Genomic DNA, 21,760 nt, shown 5'->3' with positions numbered 1-21,760 from the left:
ATTGACTTAGTCAATGTAAGATATTTTCAAACCAAGAGGTTATATTTTATGTATGTAAAAAAATTTGAGGAGTTAAGCAAATCCGATATTGGAATTGCAGGTGGAAAAGGTGCAAATTTGGGTGAATTGACTCAAGCGGGCATTCCAGTACCACCAGGTTTTGTAGTAACTGCACAAGCTTATAAATATTTCATGGACGAAGCTGGAATTAACGATCAGGTAATGGAAATCCTTGATGCAATCGACATCAACGATACCAAAGCTCTTCAGGCTGCAGCTGAAGAAATCAAAGCGCTCATTATCGAATCCCCTATTCCAGATGATTTAGTTTTATTTATTCGTGAATATTATAATGAACTTTGTCAAAGGGTTGGCGAAGATGACACCGATGTAGCAATCAGGTCATCTGCAACCGCTGAAGATTTGCCTGAAGCTTCATTTGCAGGCCAACAGGACACTTTCTTGCATGTATCCGGTGATGATGAAGTAATTGAATACATCAGAAAATGTTGGGCATCATTATTTGAAGCAAGAGCAATCTTTTACAGAGAAGAAAACGACTTTGAACATTCAAAAGTTTACATTGCAGTAGTTGTTCAAAAAATGGCAAATGCTGATAAGGCAGGAGTAATGTTTACTGTAAATCCATCCACTGGTGAAGAAATTGCATTAATTGAAGGATCCTGGGGACTTGGAGAATCAGTAGTATCAGGGGATGTAACCCCGGACAACTATCAGGTTGACAAAAAGGACAACGAAATCATCAACGTTACAATCAGTGACAAAAAGGTAATGTACACTAATGATGAAGCCGGTACCAGTGTAAAAGTCGATGTTCCTGAAGACAAAAGGAAAGAAAGGGTATTGTCTGACGATGAGCTCATTGAATTGACCGAAATGGGTAAAAGGGTTCAAGCTCACTATGGCGAACCAATGGATACTGAATGGGCATTCGAAAAAGACATGTTATTCTTATTGCAGGCAAGACCAATCACTACCTTAGGCAATGCTGATGAAGTTGCAGGAGATGCTTCCTCTGATTTAGGTGATGTTTTAGTAAGAGGTCTTGGAGCAAGTCCAGGTATGGCTTCAGGTACAGTCAAAATCATTTTAGACATTGATGAATTGGATAAAATCAAAGATGGAGATATCATGGTTACAACAATGACCACTCCGGATATGGTACCTGCTATGAGAAGAGCAAGCGGTATCGTAACCGATGAAGGTGGAGTAACCTGTCACGCTTCAATCATCTCAAGAGAACTTGGAATTCCTTGTGTTGTAGGAACCGGTGATGCTACAGCAACCTTAGAAGAAAACTCCGGTGTTACATTAGATGGTAAAAAAGGATTAGTATTTGAAGGAATTTCTGAAACTAAAGAAGAAGCAACTGCTGTTGCAGGAACTGTTGAAGCAGCTCCAATCATAACAGTAACTGAAGTTAAAGCTAATGTAAGTATGCCTGAAGCAGCTGAAAAAGCAGCAGCAACCGGTGCAGATGGTGTTGGACTTTTAAGAACCGAACATTTAATGTTAACCTCTGGTATTCACCCTGGTAAATTCATTGCCGATGGAAGGGAAGATGAATTGATTGATACAATTGCAGACAATGTTCAAATTGTAGCAGATGCATTCTATCCAAAACCAGTATGGTACAGAACCCTTGACGCACCAACCGATGAGTTCATCACATTAGAAGGTGGGGAAAACGAACCTAGGGAACACAACCCAATGCTTGGTTGGAGAGGAATCAGAAGAGAACTCGATCAACCTGAAATCCTTAAATGTGAATTCAAAGCAATCAAAAAATTGCATGAAAAAGGATACACAAACATCGGTATTATGATTCCATTATCACAAAGTCCTGAAGAGCTTAAACAAGCTAAAGCACTTTGTTCTGAAGTAGGTTTTGAACCTCACAAAGATGTTGACTTTGGTATGATGGTAGAAATTCCAGCAGCTGCAATAATGATTGATGAATACATTAAAGTTGGAATCGACTTTGTAAGTTTAGGAACCAACGACTTGACCCAATACACTCTTGCAGTTGACAGAAACAATGAGTTTGTAGCAAAACACTACACAGAAGAGCACCCTGCAGTAATGAAACTGATTGAAAGAACAATCAGAAAATGTGCTGAAGCGGGTGTTAAATGCAGTATCTGTGGTCAAGCAGGTAGTGTACCTCACATTGTCGAAAAACTTGTTGAATATGGAATTACAAGCGTATCATCAAATACTGATGCTATTGCTGATGTGAGAAAAACTGTTGCACGTGCTGAACAAAAAATTATTCTCGACGCTGCCCGTAAACGTCTAGAATAATCTTTTTATTCTTTTTTTATTTTTATTTTTATTAAATTATTGTTAGATAGGTTACTTTATGGACGATAAGCCAATGGATAAGCAGGATATATTGAATGAATTGGATGAACTTCACAGATTGGACCATAACTATGCAGATGGCAGAATATTAGGGTCAATGTGTACTGAGGCACATCCATTTGCAAAGGAGGTATTTTGTAAATTTCTAGATACCAATTTGGGTGATCCTGGTCTTTTTAAAGGAACTAAACAGATTGAAAATAAGGTCATTAAATCTATTGGTGAATTATTGTCTCTTGATGAGGCTTACGGCAATATTGTTACTGGTGGAACTGAAGCTAACTTAATGGCAATGAGGGCTGCAAGAAATCATGCAAGAAAATATAAGGGAATAACTGATGGTGAAATAATTATTCCTGAATCTGCTCATTTTTCATTCAAGAAAGCTGCAGACATGCTGAATTTAAAAATTGTTGAAGCAAAAATCGATGAAAATTACAAGATTGATGTCGAATCCCTTAAGGATGGGATATCCGATAGGACTGTGGCAATTGTGGCAATTGCAGGAACTACTGAATTGGGATTGATTGATCCAATTGAAGAGATTTCAAAAATTGCCTTTGAAAATAATATTTATTTCCATGTTGATGCCGCTTTTGGAGGATTTTCAATTCCATTTTTAAGGCAAGCAGGTTATGACTTGCCTGTTTTTGATTTTTCACTTGAGGGGGTTTGCTCCATAACTGTGGATCCTCACAAGATGGGTTTGGCTCCAATTCCTGCCGGTGGAATCATTTTCAGACGAGAAGAGTATCTTGATGTGATGGCTGTCGATTCACCGTATCTGACTGTTAAAACACAATCCACTATTGTCGGAACTCGATTGGGAGCTTCATCTGCTGCAACCTATGCAATAATGAAATATTTTGGAAAGGAAGGATATTCCAAACTTGCTCAAAATCAGATGGAAAATACTAAATTTTTTGCAGAAAAATTAAAAAGATTAGGTTATAAGATTATTTGTGAACCCGAATTAAACATTGTGGCTTTTAACCATCCGGATATGAATGCCAATGATTTAGCTCAAAAATTAGAAGATTTGGGTTGGAAAGTATCCGTTGCCAAATGTCCGGTAGCTATCCGGGTAGTATTAATGAATCATATAAAAAGAAATCATTTGGAAGAGTTATTGAAAGATTTGGAAGATATATATTAATCTTCAATACTTTCAACATACATTAAAGGATAATTTAACTCTTCAATGAATTCAATTCTGATTATTGCAACAACATCATCTACTTTTGTATGGATTTTAACGTCAAGCATGTCTCCTGTAAGTGAAGTGTAGTCAAATTCGGTCATGGATTCCTCTAGCTTATCAAATCTGATTTCAACCTCTACCTTTTCAATTGCAGGCTGTAGGCTTAGTGACTCTTCCATTGCCTTTTCTAAGCTTCCTTTTGTATCCTTGTTTACAGGTGTTCCTACAAACTGGTGGAATAATGCTCCCATACTGATTGCACCTTCGAATATGGCGCGTTCACGTGTTGTTATATTTGAAAAGTACTCTTTATCGACATCCATTATAATCCTCCATTTAAGAATATTATCTTGTCATATATCCACTCGGATGGTATTGGGCTTATGCAGCAGAAGAACAGCACGGCTGAGATGATTAATACTGTTGCCAAAATGTATATTCTGTTGTCTTTCGGATAAATGAAACTGAATATAAGTCCAATCACTAAAAATATTGCAGAAATTATCAGTGCATTTGATTCCTGCGGGTTATCTTCCAGTATCTGTTCATTAACCGGACCTTTTTCTACTAAATCTCCCTGAACGATTATTCTGTTTTCAGTCGAACCGATTGGATCACAGGTAATCAGATAAGCGGAATTTGCTCCTTCAGGATAAAATTCATATGTTGCAGGCACGATTTTTGTGTCTACAACATTATATTTCAGCTCCCCAATTCCCGGCCATTCAAGAATGAATGTATCTCCAACGCCCAATTCATTCAGCCTCAAAAATGGTGAGCCCTGAAGTGTCCTATGCCCATACAATGCGACGGATTTTTCAGTTGGTGTGTTTTCAGCGGGATCACTTAAAACTCCATAATTTAAGGTTTCCTTGTTTATTTTTTCATCGACTCCGATTGAGGGGATTATGATTTTGGGAGAATCGACATTGACGCTCTTTTCCACAACGACTTTTGTTGAAAAGTAATTTACCTCTCCCATTGCATATAATCCAATTATCAGCAGACAAATGATAACAATTATTGTTGTAATGCTAGGTTTGTTCATGGTATCAACTTTGTTGTATCTACTATAATACTATTTCTTAATTTTGATATGTTTTGCTGATTTCTGTTACCATCCAATCCGGCGCTTCTGAGGTTGGAATTGTCAGGACAATATCTTCCATATTATTTATTATGAAATTGACTTTATCCTGTGGAGCCTCAATCAAAAGCATATACTGTGCATCCAAATCGCCCAGGTTGATTTGCCTTTCGTAATTTGATAGTTTCACACCATAATCCTCAAGCATTTCAAAAGTTTTTTCTTCATCATATCCGTCAATGATTGATGCTTTGATCATTTCCAACACGTCTGATGAGAATGCTTTCGTATTTTCACGGGGGTTGGTCGAATTTCCTTTCACGATTGTTTTGGATTTTGAATATTCGGAGTCGATTTCACCATTCTCTTCATATCTCATGATGGATATTACTGTACAGCCCCTAATTTCTGGAGATGTGGAATTTGTTGTATTCTCATATGTTGAATTTGAATTTGTGTAGATGTCTACAATGCTGCCTTCCTTTACAAGGCCGGCTCCTGCCTGAAGTCGTGAAACAAGAATTGGGACCGAAACGGTATTCGGCTCATCAAATTTGATTTGAGAGAGGATTTTTGCATCATTCTCGTTGACAATCTCCATGGCTTCGTATATTGAAATGATTGTGTTTTTGCTTTCGTTTTCATAAACTACCATTGTACGGTTGTATTTGTCCTGATGAAGATTGATTGATTTTTTATGGTGTTCCTTCCAGTCCTTTGTTGCGGGCGTTAGAACATTTATTGACTCAACTTCATGAGCATCTCTTGCATCGTTAATCTGATTTTCAATAAGAAACGCATTCGGAGAATCAGCCAGGCCCCCTGAATATAAATCATGAAGCTCATTCAGTTTTGTTGTTTTTGCAAGTGACAATGCCTCCTGGGAGGGTTCATAAATTATGAAATAATATGCCGTGATTACTAATGTCAATAGAATCAATGTTGTAATGATTACTCCAATTTTTCTTTTTTTCTCATTGTCAGTTATATCGATTGATTTTGGAGATAAATAGATGCCAATTTTTCGATTTAACTTTTTCAGTGGTGTTAATTCGTCATCGTCTTCTTTTTTCGCAGGTTTTTGAAGTTCGCTTGAAATTTGTTTTTTCAGTTCCTTTGTCTCTTCAAAACCTTTAGGATATAACGGATCATGTGGTTTTTTGGTATTCATTTTCAATACTCCTAAATTCAATTATATGGATGGTTAACTTAATTAACTAGGAGTAATATTCCTTATCCTTTAATTAAATTAATTATTAGGTAGTAAAGACAGAATAATAGTAATATTAGTGCAGGTATATTGATATTGAAAATTATGATGTTAACTGGAAGAATCAAAATCAGTATCAGTACTGCGGATATTGCAATTACTGGGATGTTGTCGAATTTTGGATATGTGATATTGCTTATCATGAGCAATGAAATAATGACGCTTAGTATTAATGCAACATATGGGTTGAATAATCCACTAAGATAAAATGTTGCCAACACAAATGATATTCCCGGAATCGGAAAGCCAATGAAATCGGATGTATTCAGTTTATCGGCAATTACATTATATCTGGTCAATCTTAAAACTCCACAAATAACAATTAATAAGCTAATGATAATTACTATTGCCTGAAATATGCCTGGGGTGGTGTTAATGCAACTGTAAATAAATGTTGCAGGAGCTACTCCGAATGAAACGATATCGGATAAAGAATCGATATTTTTCCCAAAGCCTAAATCGTCCTGTCTATTTGTTTTGCGTGCTACCCAACCATCTGAGGAGTCAAATATGATTGCAATAATCATGAGGATTGCAGCTAGCTCAAAATCATGATTGATTGAACTAATGACGGATAGGAATCCTGAACTCATATTCAATAGGGATATGATGTCGGAAATTGCTATAAAACTTTTCATCTCTGTGTTCATGCCGCTCATAATTCAACTCCAGTATTACTCTCTACTTCATTTCTTATTAATGTTACCTTCTAATCCGTGTAATTTTTACTCATATCCGTATTTATTAATGTAGATATGTTAGTTTTACCCAATTTTAAAAATTGTTCTTATTTATAATTATTTACTTATTGTTATATAGTTATTTTGGTGAGATGTTATTGTTATTGTTCTAATGGGTTAAAATAAAGTTTTTTCCAATTTTTTTTAAAAAAAGTCCAATAAAAGATAAAATATATATAATAATGTTTTTAATAAATATTAATTGTTAGACTTTATAAACATCAATAAATTTCTTTATTTAGGAATTGAATTGGGAATTTTCTTCCTTAAATTTAGTATTTCTAAATAATATTTCTTGTTTGTTTAAATGACTAACTTATATTAATATATTGCGAGTAGTTAAATGATAGAAGATAATATACGCATGCTCAGACAAGCTGCAATGGCTACATCAAGTGAAACCTATGAAATCGATAAATCTTGGGGTATTGTTGCAGGAAATGTTGATTTGGTTGATAATATGGCCTATAAAGCTATTGCATCCAACCATCAAATTAAGATACTTTTCCGAGAGCACGTTATATTAACTGATGGCAAGGTGGACAAAAAATTTGATTTTATCATGTTTCATGGTAATTCGCTTAAATTGAAGGAATTTAAGGAAGAAACCCAAAAGCATGGTGGAGCATATGTCCAGGTTTCCAAAACACATCTGTTGAATGAGCCTAACCTAATGGTATTGGTGGCTCCCGATGATGTAATCAGAAACATTGTGTCCATCATCGAAAAATCAAGGATATCCTTTGCAATCTTGCAGGAATCTCAAACTACTGGATTTATAGATATTGATATAAGTAACGAAGTTAAATTGCCAAACTTTATTAAATCTCTCTTCAAACCATTTTATAATGCTAATGAAGTTGTTTTATCAACAGTGCTAATGTCTGTTGAAAAAAAGGAGGCAGTTAATAAAGTTCAAAGTATAGCTACATCTAATAAGGTTTTCGTTATCGATTTTAGAGACATTGTAACGGAGGATTTATCATGAATATTTTTGGAAATGAAGAGGAAGAACCACAAACTGAAGATACTAAAGTCATTAGTAACAGTTTAGGAATTGATTTAGGAACTTTAAACACTGTAATTGCAAAGCCTTCAGGTGATAAATTTGATTTATACCAAATTCCATCTGTTGTAGCAGTTAAAAAAGACGATCCGTCAGAAGTATTGGCTGTTGGTGAAGAAGCTAAAAAAATGCTCGGCAGGACTCCTGAAGATATTCTTGCAGTAAGACCTTTGAAAAAAGGAGTTATAGAAAACGTTGTACAAGCACAGGCATTACTTATTAAAGCAATGCAAATCGGTATTAATGAGGGTGAAACTGTAGGTAGAATCGTCATTGGTATTCCTGGTGATGCTTCTGAAGTGGAAAAAAATGCTGCTGAAGAAATTGGAAGAAAAGCAGGCGCTCAAAATATTTTAGTAATTAGTGAAGGATTGGCTGCTGCTATTGGTGCAGGTCTGCCTATTGCAGAACCTAACGGCACTATGGTTGTAGATATTGGTGCTGGTTCAACTGATATTGTAATCATTTCCCTTGGTGGTATTAATGATATTGAAACCGTTAGATGTGGTGGAGATGACATTGATACTAAAATAGTTGAACTTGTAGCAGAAAGATACGATGTAGCAATTGGTATTCATGATGCAGAAGCTGCAAAAATTGAAGTTGGTATGGTACATTGTTCCGAACAACTTGAAAACTTAAGTGTTGAAGTAATCGGTAAATCCCTTGAAACTAATAGGCCTAAAAAAGTTGTAATTGATTCAATGCTCGTTGCAGATGCAGTTGAACCATATATGCAAAAAATAGTGGACGGATTAAACGTTATTTTAGAAAGATTATCTCCAGAATTGATGATGGGCGTTTACAATAACGCTGTTGCTGTTGGTGGAAGTTCAAGACTTCGTGGAATTAAAAACAGAATTTTCGACGAAATCGGAATCCCAATAGAAATTTCTGAAGATCCGATGACTGTTGTGGCAAAAGGTACTGCAATTGTTGCTGCTGAGCCTCTTGCTTTAGAACCTGAAGTTCGTCTCAGGGCTATGAAATAAATTTATTTTATTTCATTTCTTTTTTTTATTTAATGTTTTTTTGATTTTTATGGATATTTTAGGCATTGATGAAGCTGGAAGAGGGTCTGTTTTAGGACCTATGGTGATTGCAGGAGTAGTTGTTCCTGAAAAGATGGAAAAAGTCCTTGGAAGAATGGGCGTTAAGGACTCCAAAAGGTTAACTGCAAATCGCCGTACAATACTGTCTCGTAAATTGAAGAAAATGTTTGAATATGACATGGTCATTATTTCCGCTCGTGAAATTGATGAAATGCGAGCCGATGGAATTAACCTTAATGAAATTGAAAAAAATGCAATGGAAGAATTGATTTTAAGATTAAAGCCGGAAAAGGCCATTGTTGATGCTGTTGATGTAAAGGCTGAAAGATTTCAGGAAAATCTTAAAAAAGACACAGGTTTTGATGTGATTGCAGAGCATAAGGCTGATGACACTTATATTCAGGTCGGCGCTGCATCAATTATAGCAAAAGCTGAAAGGGATGCTCAAATTGCTGAAATAAACAAGGAGTTCATCAAGTCTGGAGGAATTGGTTCAGGCTATCCATCTGACCCTACCACTAAAAAATTCCTGACCAATTACACTTATGATGAAATGCCGGATTTTGTTAGAAGGTCTTGGAATACAGTAGCTAAAATGAAATAATATTCCCTCTTTTTTTAAATAATATTTAAGTACATGAATTAATATAATATTCTTATAAACAATTTTCAATATAATATATTAGGGATAAAAATGATTATTGAGTATATTATGCCATTTGTTGATGGAATAGTAGACATTTTTACTCAGGGGGGAATTATTACTTACATAATTCTTTTCATTGGTATTTATGGTCTGATTATTGCATTTAGAAAAATTGCATATCTTAGAAGAATTAGTAAGGTCGATACAACCGAAATATTCGGCGTTGTTACCGCATCAATGGAAAGGGGCGGTGCTGTAGAGGCCTTAAAACAGATAAATGGTTTTAAAAATCCTATTTCTAGAATTATTTCTGAAACTTTAAAGATTGGTTATAAAAACAAGACTGAAGTTGAAGAGAGTATGGAACAAATTTTCATCGTTGAAGTTGCTAAGATGACCAAAGGTTTAAGCACTATTAAAACTATTATTGAGCTTGCTCCATTTTTAGGTTTAATCGGTACTGTTATTGGTATCTGGATGACTTTCAAATCATTAGGGGTTCATCCTGATTCCGCTGCAATGGCAGAAGGTATCTATGTTGCTTTGACAACTACTATCATGGGGCTTTTAGTGGCTATTGTTCTATTGCCTGTATATACTTATATCCAAGGTCTTATTGAATCTGAAATGGATAAAATCGAACTTGCTACAAAAATGACCAATTGGGGATATGCTGTTGTAAAAATTAGAGTGGATTCTAATGTTGAATGTGCACTTGAAGCTCTTCAGGAAGCTGACGGTGTTGTGAACACTAGACTAATCTCTGATCCTTATGCTAATATTAAAGTTTCTTTTAAACCAAGTATGTTAGATAAAAGTATTGCAAATATTATTTTAGAAAAGTGTAATGTTAATGCTGAGATTACTGAAAGTAAACTAAGACAATAAGGTGATTGAATGGCAATTGATGTAAAAAAGCATAAAAAGAAATTTTTAGATCAACAACCACGTATCAATTTGGTTCCTTTCATTGATATTCTTTTCACTATCATGATTTTCTTAGTTGTTACAAGTAATTTTTCAGCTACTGATGTTCAAACGGATGCTGCGGATGATGTTAAAGATTCCGGAGGAAAACCTAATGTAACTGATGTTTCTGGGGACCAGGAATACTATGTTATGCCAGTAGCCAATCTGCATAAGGTTACTGTAAACGGTCAAGACAGATCCGATGCGATATCGGGCAGCGCCGTGGGTGTTCAAGCTAATGTTATTGATCAAGGACAAGTTACCATTAAACCTGGTGAAATCGTTATAGAAACTCCACCGGGTGTGCCTCCTGAGGTGGCTGTACAACGTCCTGAAGTTAATTAAGGAGATATGAAATGTATACTGGTAGAATTTTATCAACAGGAATGAATACTGAAGGTAAACCTTTTGTAGCCTATAGGGTATCAAGCAGGTCATTCCCGAACAGGGATTGCTACAAATTTGATGACCATGTGGCTGTTGTTCCAAAGGAAGGTTTTGAAAAAGATATTTACAAGAGCACTTATATTTCTTACAATTGTATCTGTTTTGCAAATGATGTTGCAGTTGTATCAAATGGTTCTCAGACAGATGTTATAGCAGATAAGATTCGTGTAGGAATGAATATCAGAGACGCAATGGCATATTCATTACTTACTATGGATTATGAAAAGGATGATTACAACACTCCAAGGATTGCCGCTGCTGTAACTGCAACTGATAATGAAGATGAATATGAGTGTTACATTGGAATTGTTAACGATAACAAGATATTGGTTGAACAGGTGCCATATGGAGAAGCTGCTTTTATTTCAACATACGGCAGTCAAGTGCCTGATAAGGTTGATTTTGAAGCCAAAACTTCTGAAGAGGCTGCAAAATATATCTTTGACGAAGGTACTTTTGCAAATTATGAAAAGCCGGTCACATCAAGTGCGGCTGTTTTTGATGGAAAATGGACTACTGCAGTCTATGTTCCATAATTTTTCTTTTTTTTAAGTTTTTAGATGATTATTATGAGTATTGAATTGTTTGGTTTAGAGAATATTCCCATTATTGATGGGAATAGTGATATTTCTCAAATTATTAAAGATGCTATTGAAAAACAGGGCTGCGGTTTAAATCATGGAGATATTGTTCTGATTGCCGAGACTTTGATTTCAAAGGCTGAAGAAAATTTCATCAAATTGGATGACTTGACACCTTCTGATTTTGCAATCAGGCTTTCAAATGATTCAGGCAAAGATCCTAAGCTGGTTGAAGCCATTTTAAATGAATCAAATGAAGTTGTCCGCATTGGTCCAAATTTCATCATAACAGAAACAAAACAGGGTTTTGTTTGTGCCAATGCAGGTATTGACGAGTCCAATGTTGGCGATGGGCTTGCCACTCCAATGCCAAAGGATGCGGACAAGTCTGCCCGTGAAATTAGAGAATATTTGGAAGATGAATTCGGTGAAGAAATTGCTGTTATAATTACTGATACTCAGGGAAGGGCATTCAGATTTGGCGCAATAGGCACTGCAATCGGTTGTTCCGGCATTTCACCTATCTGGAAACGTGTCGGTGAAAAGGATTTGTATGGAAGGGAACTGGAAACAACTGAGATTGCGACCTGTGACGAGCTGTCTGCAGCGGCATCCCTTATAATGGGGCAGGCTGATGAAGGTCTCCCGGTGGTTATTATACGTGGTTTTGACAGTTTTGACATTTTGAGAAATGCCGATTCAAATATTAAACCTGTTTTAATGCCTAAAGAGGCAGATGTATTTAGATAATGGTTGATATTATGATTACTGTTTTATCTGGAGGAACCGGTACTCCAAAATTATTACAAGGTCTTAAGGAAATTGTCGATGCGAAGGATTTGACAATTGTTGTAAATACTTTGGAAAATGATTATTTTTCAGGAGTTTATGTCTCAGCAGACATTGACACCGTATTGTATACGATGTCTGACATGATAAATGATGAATTTTGGTATGGCGTTAAGGACGATACTTTCATAACTCATGACCGGCTTGAAGAGTTGGGTTGCCCTGAATTGCTTAGGATTGGCGATATTGATCGTGCAACAAAGATACAGAAAACCCAATTGATGGAAAAGTATGGCCTTGCAAAGGCATGTGAAATCCAGGCTAAAAATATGGGAATCGAATCCAGAATCATCCCTATGAGTGAGGAGGACTCTGAAATAAAAATCATCACTGATATAGGTGAGCTTGAGTTCCATGAATTTTTGATAAAGCACCAAACAGAACCCGAGGTCTTGGACCTCAAATTTTCCAATGTCAATCCATCAGATGGTGTTGTGGATGCAATTAAAAATTCAGATGCAGTAATTATTGGACCATCCAATCCAATCACTTCAATTTTACCAATATTGTCTCTTGAAGGCGTTCGTGATGCCCTAAAAGATACATATGTTATTGCGGTTTCACCAATTATTGGTTCAGGTGCTGTTTCAGGGCCTGCCAGCAAGTTCATGAATGCTTTGGATATTGATGTTTCAGCAATAGGTGTTGCATCACTATACAAAGATTTCCTAGACAACATTGTTATTGATGATAAGGATTATAATCTAAAATCACAATTAAATCAAATAGTTAATAAGGTAACAATTACAAATACTATAATGAATAGTTTAGATGTCAAAAAAAGTTTGGCTCAAATTATTGTAGATAGTATTCCTTAATAGAAAGAGGCGATTATCAAATGATACAGATGACATTAATACAAATTGACAATTATGGGCCTTGGACCGTTACTCCAAGACCAAGAACTGAATCCGACTTACAAATGCTTCAAGCGAGCTTATTTGCAGATTTAAACAATCATTTTGGAAACAAAAAAGGTTTAGTATTCTTTACCAGATTTGATAATTTACTTGCTGTTTCAAATGGTTTGGATGAAGAGGATCATTTAAGAATTCAAAGATCCATCAGAAACAGATACCCAATTACCATAAGTATGGGTGTCGGTGCTGCTGAAACTCCTCATGAAGCACAAAAATTAGCAACAATTGCACTTCAAAAAGCAGGAAGTGCTCAATCAGGTGAAAGAAAAGAAATTTTAGCTATTGATAGTCTGGTAAGTGAGGAAGACAGTTTTGTTCAAGCAGCTCATATTGACATTAACAGCGTTACAGAGACTTTAACAGATATAGAATCAGCTTTTGATACCAGTTTCATGGTTAACAAGGCTCAACACTATTTAATGACCAAACTGATTAAAAAAGGAGCATTATTATTCTTCATCGGTGGAGATAATTTCATGTCTCCATGTAATGGACTGTCCGAACAGGAAATTGAAGACATCATGATTGAAATAGATGAAGAAATAGGCATTAAACTCAAAGCAGGTATTGGTAGAGGTAAAAATGCTGAAGATGCTGCTTACATGGCGGACATTGGTCTTGAAGAAATCAGAGCTCATAACAATGAAATGTGGACTTGGGTAATCGAAAAAGAATATTAAGGGATATTATGATTAGAGTAGTTGCTCCAATGGCTGGAATAACTAATGCTAATTTTTTAAATAAGGTTATTCCATTGGGTTTTGATGTAGCTACTTTAGGCGGATACAGTTTGGATCCGCCTACAATTGAAGCAAGTAAAAAAATCATCGAAAGAGGAAGAGCTGAATTTGATTTTCCTTTAGATGAGATTTTTACTCATATTCAAAATGAAGTAAATTCAATTAAAAGTGTTCACAGTGGCGTAAAAGTTTCAGCGAATGTGAGGGCAACAACTACACAACCAATCATAGATGTTGGAAACATCGAAAATCTGGATATTGTAGAAATCAATTGTCATTGCCGACAAGAAGAAATTTTAGCTATTGGTTGTGGTCAGGAAATGTTGAATCGCCCTGATTTATCTAATTTTATTTCTCAGATTGTTGATAATGTAAAAAGTGAAGTGTCAGTTAAAATCAGAGCCAATGTCGAAGGAACCGATACTTTGGAAATTGCAAAGCTGATTGAAGATGCCGGTGCAGATTATTTGCATGTTGATGCAATGAAGAAGGGTGTTTTTGAAGCGGACTGGGAACTTTTAAGCGAAATTTGTAATAATGTTGATATTAAAGTTATTGGGAATAATTCAGTCAACAGTAAAGAAAATCTTGAAAAAATGATTAATACCGGTGTTGATGGCTTTTCAATAGCTCGTTCAGTGATTTCTGGAAATTTAGATTTTAATATTACTAATTTTTAAAAAATTTAAAACAATTGTTATTAGAAAGTATTATTAATAGTTTAAAATAAAGATTAAATCAATAGGTGATTTCATGGATTTTATAACTCTTAAGAATATTACAAAAACTTTTGATGGTGTTGATGTTCTTAAAGATATTAATTTAAAGATTAGTGAAGGAGAGACTTTAGGTATTTTGGGACGTAGTGGAAGCGGAAAATCTGTTTTAATCAATATGCTTAGGGGAACAAAAGAATACACCCCTGATTCAGGTAATATTATAATGAATATTGCTGTTTGTCCAGATTGTTTGGCTGTCGAATCTCCATCTCATGACGGTGAAAAATGTAATTGTGGCGGAACATATGAAGCAAGGGAAGTTGATTTCTTTAAGGCTGAAAGAAAATTATTTGCAAGCATTAAAAGAAGAATTTCCATCATGTTACAACGTAATTTCGCTTTGTATGATGAAGAAACTGTAATTGAAAATGTAATGAGGGCAGTGCCAGACACTGTAGAGTATGAAGAAGGATTATACTTTGCTTTAGAATTATTGGAAATGGTTCAAATGAACCATAGGATTACTCATGTTGCCCGTGATTTAAGTGGTGGGGAAAAACAGAGAGTTGTGCTTGCAAGGCAACTGGCTAAAAACCCAATGATGTTTTTAGCGGATGAACCTACCGGTACTCTGGATCCTCAAACTGCTGTAAAGCTTCACAATACCTTGAAAGAAGGTGTTAAAGACAAAAACATTACTATGCTTATCACTTCTCACTGGCCGGAAGTAATGACTGAACTTGCGGACAATGTAATTTGGTTGGAAGATGGCCAAATTAAAGAGGAAGGAGACCCACATGATGTTGTGGAACATTTCATGGAAACAGTTCCTGTTCCTGCAAAACCGGAAATCCCTGAGTTTGGTGAAGAAGAAATTATCATTAAGGACCTCAAAAAACATTATTATTCCATTGAACGTGGTGTGGTAAAAGCAGTCGACGGAATCAACCTAAACATCCACCATGAAGAGATATTTGGAATTGTCGGTTTAAGCGGTTCCGGTAAGACAACAACTACAAGAATGCTTATTGGACTGACTGAACCAAGTAGCGGTGAAATTGATATCAAGCTTGGTGATGAATGGATTGACATGACAAAAGGAGGGCCTCTCAACCGTGGACGTATTGTTCCTTATATAGGTTTATTGCACCAGGAATACTCACTTTATCCTCACAGAACAATTTTAGGTAACTTAACCGATGCTATTAGTTTGAACTTGCCTGCTGAGTTTGGTAAAATTAAAGCTATTCATGCATTGACTACCGTTGGTTTTGGTGAAAATGAAGCTAATGTGATTTTAGAAAAATATCCTGACCAGTTAAGTGTAGGGGAAAAACATAGGATTGCTTTGGCACAGGTATTAATCAAAGAACCTAAGATCATCGTTTTAGATGAGCCAACCGGTACTATGGACCCTATTACCCGTGTTAATGTTACTGACTCAATTCTAAAAGCCCGTACAGAATTAGAGCAAACATTCATCATCGTTTCTCACGATATGGACTTTGTTTTAGATGTCTGTGACAGAGCGGCTTTAATGAGGGGAGGAAAACTCTTGGATGTTGGTACTCCTGAAGAGATTGTTGATCAATTAACTCCAGATGAAAAAGAAGATATGCTTAAAGACAGATAAATCTTCTTATTCATTTAATCTTTTTTTTATTTTTTTCCAATCAGGACAGAATTTGTCCATAAGTTTTTTAAAATTTTTTCCGTGATTGAATTCAATCAGATGGCACAGCTCATGTATCATCACATATTCAAGGCATTCCTTATCTTTTTTTGCAAGATTCAAATTAAGTGTAATTCTGCCGTCCTGCTTGCAGTTTCCCCAGTTTTTCATTTTTCTGACGGTAACATCTGAAGGATTTCGCCCGACAATCTTTGTGCATTTGTCAAGAACTTCTGGAATCGCCTTTTTCAGTTCCTGTCTGTAGAATTCGTCTAAAATATTTTTTCTTTTTTCTATCGTGCTTCTTTTAGGGATAGGCAAATAAAGCGTATTTTCATTTATAAAAGCATGTTTTATCTTCTTGTTTGAAATCAGCTGCAGAGTATATTCCTTTCCCCACAGGTAGTGCTTTTCCCCATTGTCATATTTTAAGGGAGCTTTGATGTCATTTTCCAATATGTATTTTTGCTTTTTCAAAATCCATTCTTTTTTTGATTTGACAAAGGCAATTATGTCAGCATCACTTACAAATATCGGTGCAGATACTTTTACAGCCCCATCTGGTGGCAGGATGCGTATATACATATTCTTGATGTTTTTCCTCTCGACGGTGACGGCAATATTTTCGATTAACATTCGATTAAAAAATAAGTTTTAAAAGATATTTAAAATTTGTGTAAAATAATTAATGGTTATGATTATTAATTGTATTTTTACAAAAAAGATTATATATTCATACTTTAAATAAATTATATTATTATTTTATAAATTTACTTGGAGAAATGAAAATTATTTTTGGAGGATATTATGACTTGGGAAGATGCACCATCTCACATTTGTAGAGGGGGAGATGTAAGAGGACTTGCTTTTTGCTGTCCGCCAGTTAAACCATGCCCAGTTTTAAACGCATTACAGGAAGTTAATTTAACTCCTCAGGAGTTCATTAACATCAAGATTCAATTCGGTAAAGAAACTAGATTAGGTGAAGGGGCTGGAACCTGTTTTGGTTCACTTGTATGGTGTTGCAAACCATCAAAACCTTGCCCATTAAGAGACATGACTTTAAGGAATATGGGAATGAGTCATGATGAGTATTTGGATTTGAAAAGGCAATTATCTGAAAGATTGGTTGGAGTTAAAAAACCTGATCCTGACCAAAGAGCTGAAGCATTGGCTGAAACATTCAATATTTCCAAACTTGAAGCCATGAATGTTTTAACCGAATGCAATAATGATTTAAGGGCAGCTGTTAAAGTGCTGCATGCAAAATCTCTTGAAAATTCTGATTAAAATGGATTGGACATCTATTTATCTAAAGACATCAACTTTAAATGTTTTTATTTTAGGCACTGGTGAAGTTGCAACAAGAAGAGCCAATAAATTTTTGGATCATGGCGCTAACGTCAAGCTGGCAGGAAATGACTTATCTGATGATTTGTTGGATAAAGGGGCAGAACTATGCTCTACAGACGATGTTGATGAACTGGTCAAATGGGCTGATTTGGTTGTTGTTGCCAGTGGTGATGAGGAGATGTCCGACTATGTTTCAAAAATTTCTGGCGATAAGTTAATTAATCGTGCTGATTATCCTTTAGAGGGTAATGTTATTGTTCCTACAAGTTTTAATATCGCAGATATTGAAATATCTATTTTTACCAATGGAAAAAGTCCATTGATGGCTCGTCAACTGAGAAAAAGGATTCAGTCAATAATTACTGAGGAAGACATTTTGGAAATTGAGCTGCAGGATTATGCAAGATCAAAGTTAAAGGGGATTATTGAAAATCAAAAAGAGCGCAGAAAGTGTCTTTATGAGATTTTTGAGGATGACAAGATTAATGGATTCATTAAAAATAGGCAGATTGATGATGCCAAAATTTATATTGATAATTTAATAAGGGGATTAAATTGATACTTAATTTAAGGGTTGACCACAAAATCGCAGATATTCAGTCAATGGAGAATATCTCAAAGGATATGGATGAATTGTTTGGGCAATTGCAGGAAAAGTATTCCATAAACGAATATGTTGAAATTTCCACCTGCAACAGGAAAGAATACTATATCAACAACGACTTTATTTCTGAAGATGATGAACTTTTGTCTCATGAAAATCAAAGCATCATAATCGAATATGGTCAATCCGCTGTGATGCATCTGCTTAGAATGACTTCCGGGCTGGAATCAATGATTGTCGGTGAAGACCAGATTTTAGGTCAGGTTAAGGATGCCAAGCACAAGGCGGTTAAAAACCACCATTGCGGCAAATCCCTTGATGCCATTTTTACAAAGGCAATCCATGTTGGTCAGGTTGTCAGGAATAAGACCAATATCAATAAGGGTGCTGTTTCCATAGGTTCTGCGGCAATCGATTTGGCTGAAAAGCATATCGGCAGCTTGGATGATAAGTCTGTTCTGGTAATAGGTGCAGGAAAGATGGGTAAATTGGTTGCAAAGGCATTGGCTGAAAAGAATTTGAATGCCATTTTTGTTGCAAATCGTACTTATTATGTTGCAGTTGACCTTGCAAAGGATTTGGGCGGTGAAGCAATACTGTTTGCTGATTTGGAAAAGTATCTGGAAACTGCTGATTTGGTAATTAGTGCTACCAGTGCTCCTCATGCAATTATCACAAAAGAACGTCTTTTAGGAATAGATATGGATTATGAGAATATAATGATGGTGGATATTGCCAATCCTCGTGATATTTCAGATGATGTCTGTGAATTGGGAGTCAAATCATTCAATATTGATGACTTGCGTGAAATCGCTGATGAAAATACTCGACTTAGAATTAAGGAATTTGGTGAAGCGGAAAACATCATCAATGATGAGTTCATTTTACTTAAAGAATCGTTTAAAATAATGGAAGTTGATGAGATGCTAGGTAATTTAAGAGCATCTATGGAAGAGATAAGACAACGTGAAACACAAAAAGCATCAGTAAAGTTGGCTGATGTGGATGGTAGTGTTAAAATTCTTGATAATTTAACAAATTCCATTGTCAACAAAATTTTCTATGACATTTCAAAAAATGTAAAAAAAGCTGCAAAAGAAGAAAATAAAGATGTTATTGATGCAGCAGAGTATATTTTCGATTTCAATTAAAATATTACTCAAACATTCCTTTAACATCACTATTTTTAATTTTAAATGAATTTAATGCATATTCAATATTTTCCATGGTTATGATATCTGCATCATTGGATATTGCATTGTGGAGGGAGGTCTTTAATATCTTTTCCTTGATGTCCCTGCCGGACAGTCCTTTGGTCATTTTGACGATTTTTTCCAAATCCAATTCATGGCCTAAAGGCATTGTTTCCAGATTTTTTTCAAGTATTTCCAGTCGCTCGTTTTCATCAGGCAACTTGAATTCGATTTCCTCTTCAAATCTGCTTCTCACAGCCAAATCCAAACTGCTCTGATTGTTGGTGGCTCCTATTGTTATGACAGATTTGTTCTCTTCGATACCGTCCATTTCAGTTAAAAGTGAGTTAACAATCTCTGATACGTCTCCTCTTAATGACTGGAATGACCTGTGAAGTGCAATGGCATCAATTTCATCAATAAAAATTATTGAAGGTGCATTTTCAGATGCCTTTTTGAATAAGTCATGAATTTTGGATGAGGCATCTCCAACATGCTCTCCAATCAATGAAGTTGCCTTTACCAAATACAATGGAACATCAAGCTCATTGGACAATGCCTTGACAAGCATGGTTTTGCCTGTACCTGGAAGTCCGTAAAACAGAATGTTTTTTGGAGCCCAAGGCCCGAAGCTTTCAGGGTTTTCCAGATATTTGGCTATGACCTTGACCTTGGATTTGGCATTTTCCTGGCCTACAATGTCATTTAGGGTAATGTCGGATTTGACATTTTCATGTTTGCTTTCAATTTTGTCGGTTATTATCTTGATTTTAGTGTTGTCGGAAATTATTGAATTGTTCGGTTTTGCAGTTACAATTTCAAAACCGTAATCGGGGATTATTTTTTGATCAAATAAAAATGAGTTTTCACTAACAACCAAACCTAGCCATTGCTCTCTTGCATATTCTTCAAACAGATTTATGTTGGTAATTTCAATGTTTTCATCCATCATTGTGAAATCGAATGGGTAACCAACAGGTTTGACTACAACCAATTCTGCATATTCCTTGTTTTCATTTTCAATTTTTGATGCTTTTTGATTGGTTGTTTTAATTTCATGCTTTTTATTGTCACTTTTCAAATAATCACCTCCATGTTTTTGTTACACATTCAAACATTAGCTTTAATAATTTAAATAGTTGTGGTAACAAAATAGTTTTTAGGTGTTTGATTCATGAGTTTCACAGCAAAAAGAGCCCTGTTAATAGCGCCGTTTTATATGTTGTTTGAATTTTTCCTGCTTAAATATGTCTTTTTATTAGTTGGCGGAATTGATGAGGGTTATATATTGATATTGGCTTTTCTCATAGGGGTGATTCATTTCATGCCTTTGATTTTCGAGTCTAAAAAATCAAGGGGCATAACTCGATTTTTAACGGTTCTTGATGGAATTTGGATGTGGGCGTCTTTGATGTTTCTGATAGATATCGTGTTCATCTATATTGCTGGAAGATTTGTTGTACTGCCGTTTGAGGCTATTTTGATATTATTATTGATTGTACCGATTTTAGGAATCTACAATTACTGGAAAGCCCGTAATCTTGTTGTTCATGAAAAAACTATTGAATTGGCTAATTTGGAAAGGGACATTAACATTGCCCACCTGTCTGACATACATTTTGGGTCATTACGTCACAAAAAAATTATTGAGGATATTGCTGACAAGCTTAATGGCCTTGACTGTGAATTGGCTATCATTTCAGGTGATCTGGCTGACGGTACATCAGTTGTTGAACCGGATGATTTTATGGCTTTCTGCAATGTTGGAATGCCTATTGTGTTTACTCCTGGAAATCATGATTTCTATTTGGGGATTGATGATGTAATCGCAGCCTGCAGGAAAGCGGGGATTATAGTTCTTGACAATCAGTCAATGGAATTCGAATGTTTAAACGTTCATGGAATTACATACAGCTTCGAGGATAGAAGCAAACCTGAACTTGATGAATCTTTGATTAAACGGGACAAAGTAAACGTCCTTATTTATCATGTTCCTTATTATTGGGAGGAATTTTCCGCACAGGGATTTGATGTTCAGTTGTCCGGCCATACCCATGGAGGACAGTTTTATCCTGCCGTTTGGTTTGGAAATTTGATATTCAAATACAATATGGGACTGTTCAAAAACGATTTTGGCAAATATATTCATGTAACCTCTGGTGTTGGATTCACGGGCACTCCAATGAGATGGGGGACAGATTCAGAGATTGTTCTTTTAAGATTGAAAAAACTTTAAATTTTTTTTAGTCTATATCTCTTTAGCATA

Annotated in this window: 23 protein-coding genes; 17 read left to right on the top strand and 6 right to left on the bottom strand. The window is 35.5% G+C overall.

The window, feature by feature from the left end; translation table 11 throughout:
- The first annotated feature begins 48 nt into the window (after positions 1 to 48).
- Positions 49 to 2,325 carry a phosphoenolpyruvate synthase gene (gene ppsA / locus QZN27_RS02355; protein WP_296783120.1) on the top strand — a complete coding sequence of 759 codons (2,277 nt, stop codon included), beginning with the start codon at positions 49 to 51 and terminating at the stop codon, positions 2,323 to 2,325.
- 58 nt (positions 2,326 to 2,383) lie between these two features.
- Positions 2,384 to 3,541, top strand: a complete 1,158-nt coding sequence (mfnA, locus tag QZN27_RS02350) for a tyrosine decarboxylase MfnA (protein ID WP_296783118.1) — start codon at positions 2,384 to 2,386, stop codon at positions 3,539 to 3,541.
- Here mfnA and QZN27_RS02345 read toward each other — a convergent pair.
- The 4 genes from QZN27_RS02345 to QZN27_RS02330 form a co-directional block, all read right to left on the bottom strand.
- Positions 3,538 to 3,909, bottom strand: coding sequence for a dihydroneopterin aldolase family protein (locus QZN27_RS02345; RefSeq protein WP_296783114.1), 372 nt, complete (start codon positions 3,907 to 3,909; stop codon positions 3,538 to 3,540). The two genes, mfnA and QZN27_RS02345, sit on opposite strands and share 4 nt — an antisense overlap.
- Complete coding sequence (locus QZN27_RS02340; protein ID WP_296783111.1) at positions 3,909 to 4,634, bottom strand: sortase; 726 nt, start codon at positions 4,632 to 4,634, stop codon at positions 3,909 to 3,911. Before QZN27_RS02340 ends, QZN27_RS02345 begins: the two co-directional genes overlap by 1 nt.
- 37 nt (positions 4,635 to 4,671) lie before the next feature.
- Positions 4,672 to 5,844 carry a DUF515 domain-containing protein gene (locus tag QZN27_RS02335; RefSeq protein WP_296783109.1) on the bottom strand — a complete coding sequence of 391 codons (1,173 nt, stop codon included), beginning with the start codon at positions 5,842 to 5,844 and terminating at the stop codon, positions 4,672 to 4,674.
- A gap of 62 nt (positions 5,845 to 5,906) precedes the next feature.
- Positions 5,907 to 6,602 (bottom strand): archaetidylserine synthase, encoded by a 696-nt coding sequence (locus QZN27_RS02330; protein ID WP_296783105.1) that lies wholly within the window; start codon positions 6,600 to 6,602, stop codon positions 5,907 to 5,909.
- A 424-nt stretch (positions 6,603 to 7,026) separates the two neighbouring features.
- Between QZN27_RS02330 and QZN27_RS02325 the strand changes: the two genes are divergently transcribed.
- The 11 genes from QZN27_RS02325 (at position 7,027) to atwA (ending at position 16,305) form a co-directional block, all read left to right on the top strand.
- Positions 7,027 to 7,671 carry a hypothetical protein gene (locus QZN27_RS02325; protein WP_296783103.1) on the top strand — a complete coding sequence of 215 codons (645 nt, stop codon included), beginning with the start codon at positions 7,027 to 7,029 and terminating at the stop codon, positions 7,669 to 7,671.
- Positions 7,668 to 8,741, top strand: coding sequence for a rod shape-determining protein (locus tag QZN27_RS02320; protein ID WP_296783101.1), 1,074 nt, complete (start codon positions 7,668 to 7,670; stop codon positions 8,739 to 8,741). Before QZN27_RS02325 ends, QZN27_RS02320 begins: the two co-directional genes overlap by 4 nt.
- 49 nt (positions 8,742 to 8,790) lie before the next feature.
- Entirely contained in the window at positions 8,791 to 9,405 is a 615-nt protein-coding gene (gene rnhB, locus QZN27_RS02315; protein WP_296783098.1) for a ribonuclease HII, read from the top strand.
- Between the two features lie 90 nt (positions 9,406 to 9,495).
- A complete protein-coding gene (locus tag QZN27_RS02310; protein WP_296783096.1) occupies positions 9,496 to 10,335 on the top strand; it encodes a MotA/TolQ/ExbB proton channel family protein in 840 nt (279 codons plus the stop codon).
- Between the two features lie 9 nt (positions 10,336 to 10,344).
- A complete protein-coding gene (locus QZN27_RS02305) occupies positions 10,345 to 10,761 on the top strand; it encodes a biopolymer transporter ExbD (protein WP_296783093.1) in 417 nt (138 codons plus the stop codon).
- 11 nt (positions 10,762 to 10,772) lie between these two features.
- Complete coding sequence (locus QZN27_RS02300; protein ID WP_296783091.1) at positions 10,773 to 11,399, top strand: IMP cyclohydrolase; 627 nt, start codon at positions 10,773 to 10,775, stop codon at positions 11,397 to 11,399.
- 24 nt (positions 11,400 to 11,423) lie between these two features.
- A complete protein-coding gene (locus QZN27_RS02295; RefSeq protein WP_296783088.1) occupies positions 11,424 to 12,194 on the top strand; it encodes a coenzyme F420-0:L-glutamate ligase in 771 nt (256 codons plus the stop codon).
- Between the two features lie 11 nt (positions 12,195 to 12,205).
- On the top strand, positions 12,206 to 13,111 hold the full coding sequence (gene cofD, locus QZN27_RS02290) for a 2-phospho-L-lactate transferase (RefSeq protein WP_296783085.1): 906 nt from the start codon (positions 12,206 to 12,208) through the stop codon (positions 13,109 to 13,111).
- 20 nt (positions 13,112 to 13,131) lie between these two features.
- Positions 13,132 to 13,893, top strand: coding sequence for a GTP cyclohydrolase III (locus QZN27_RS02285; protein WP_296783083.1), 762 nt, complete (start codon positions 13,132 to 13,134; stop codon positions 13,891 to 13,893).
- A 29-nt stretch (positions 13,894 to 13,922) separates the two neighbouring features.
- On the top strand, positions 13,923 to 14,633 hold the full coding sequence (locus QZN27_RS02280) for a tRNA-dihydrouridine synthase (RefSeq protein ID WP_367237654.1): 711 nt from the start codon (positions 13,923 to 13,925) through the stop codon (positions 14,631 to 14,633).
- 73 nt (positions 14,634 to 14,706) lie between these two features.
- Entirely contained in the window at positions 14,707 to 16,305 is a 1,599-nt protein-coding gene (gene atwA / locus QZN27_RS02275; protein WP_296783078.1) for a methyl coenzyme M reductase system, component A2, read from the top strand.
- Positions 16,306 to 16,311: 6 nt separating this feature from the next.
- Here atwA and QZN27_RS02270 read toward each other — a convergent pair whose 3' ends face one another.
- A complete protein-coding gene (locus tag QZN27_RS02270; RefSeq protein WP_296783076.1) occupies positions 16,312 to 16,980 on the bottom strand; it encodes a M48 family metallopeptidase in 669 nt (222 codons plus the stop codon).
- Positions 16,981 to 17,151: 171 nt separating this feature from the next.
- On the opposite strand from QZN27_RS02270, the gene QZN27_RS02265 reads away from it, so the two are divergent.
- Genes QZN27_RS02265 through hemA form a run of 3 tightly spaced genes read left to right on the top strand, consistent with a single transcriptional unit; the run spans position 17,152 to position 19,452 of the window.
- The gene (locus QZN27_RS02265; protein ID WP_296783075.1) at positions 17,152 to 17,634 is read left to right on the top strand and encodes a methanogenesis marker 9 domain-containing protein; all 483 of its coding nucleotides are present in this window, start codon (positions 17,152 to 17,154) and stop codon (positions 17,632 to 17,634) included.
- A 1-nt stretch (position 17,635) separates the two neighbouring features.
- Positions 17,636 to 18,256: a bifunctional precorrin-2 dehydrogenase/sirohydrochlorin ferrochelatase gene (locus QZN27_RS02260; RefSeq protein ID WP_296783072.1), complete on the top strand. Its 621-nt coding sequence runs from the start codon at positions 17,636 to 17,638 to the stop codon at positions 18,254 to 18,256.
- Complete coding sequence (gene hemA / locus QZN27_RS02255; protein ID WP_296783069.1) at positions 18,253 to 19,452, top strand: glutamyl-tRNA reductase; 1,200 nt, start codon at positions 18,253 to 18,255, stop codon at positions 19,450 to 19,452. Before QZN27_RS02260 ends, hemA begins: the two co-directional genes overlap by 4 nt.
- Before the next feature lie 4 nt (positions 19,453 to 19,456).
- Here the strand turns inward: hemA and QZN27_RS02250 are convergent, their stop codons facing one another.
- The gene (locus tag QZN27_RS02250; protein WP_296783067.1) at positions 19,457 to 20,575 is read right to left on the bottom strand and encodes an AAA family ATPase; all 1,119 of its coding nucleotides are present in this window, start codon (positions 20,573 to 20,575) and stop codon (positions 19,457 to 19,459) included.
- A 93-nt stretch (positions 20,576 to 20,668) separates the two neighbouring features.
- Here QZN27_RS02250 and QZN27_RS02245 point away from each other — a divergent pair, with 93 nt between their 5' ends.
- Positions 20,669 to 21,730 carry a metallophosphoesterase gene (locus QZN27_RS02245; protein ID WP_296783064.1) on the top strand — a complete coding sequence of 354 codons (1,062 nt, stop codon included), beginning with the start codon at positions 20,669 to 20,671 and terminating at the stop codon, positions 21,728 to 21,730.
- Positions 21,731 to 21,760: the final 30 nt, after the last annotated feature.

Origin of the sequence: uncultured Methanobrevibacter sp. (assembly GCF_900316895.1) — an archaeon.
Lineage (GTDB): Archaea > Methanobacteriota > Methanobacteria > Methanobacteriales > Methanobacteriaceae > Methanocatella.
Note: the sequence above shows the minus strand (reverse complement) of the source record. Positions and strands in the feature narration are given on the sequence as shown.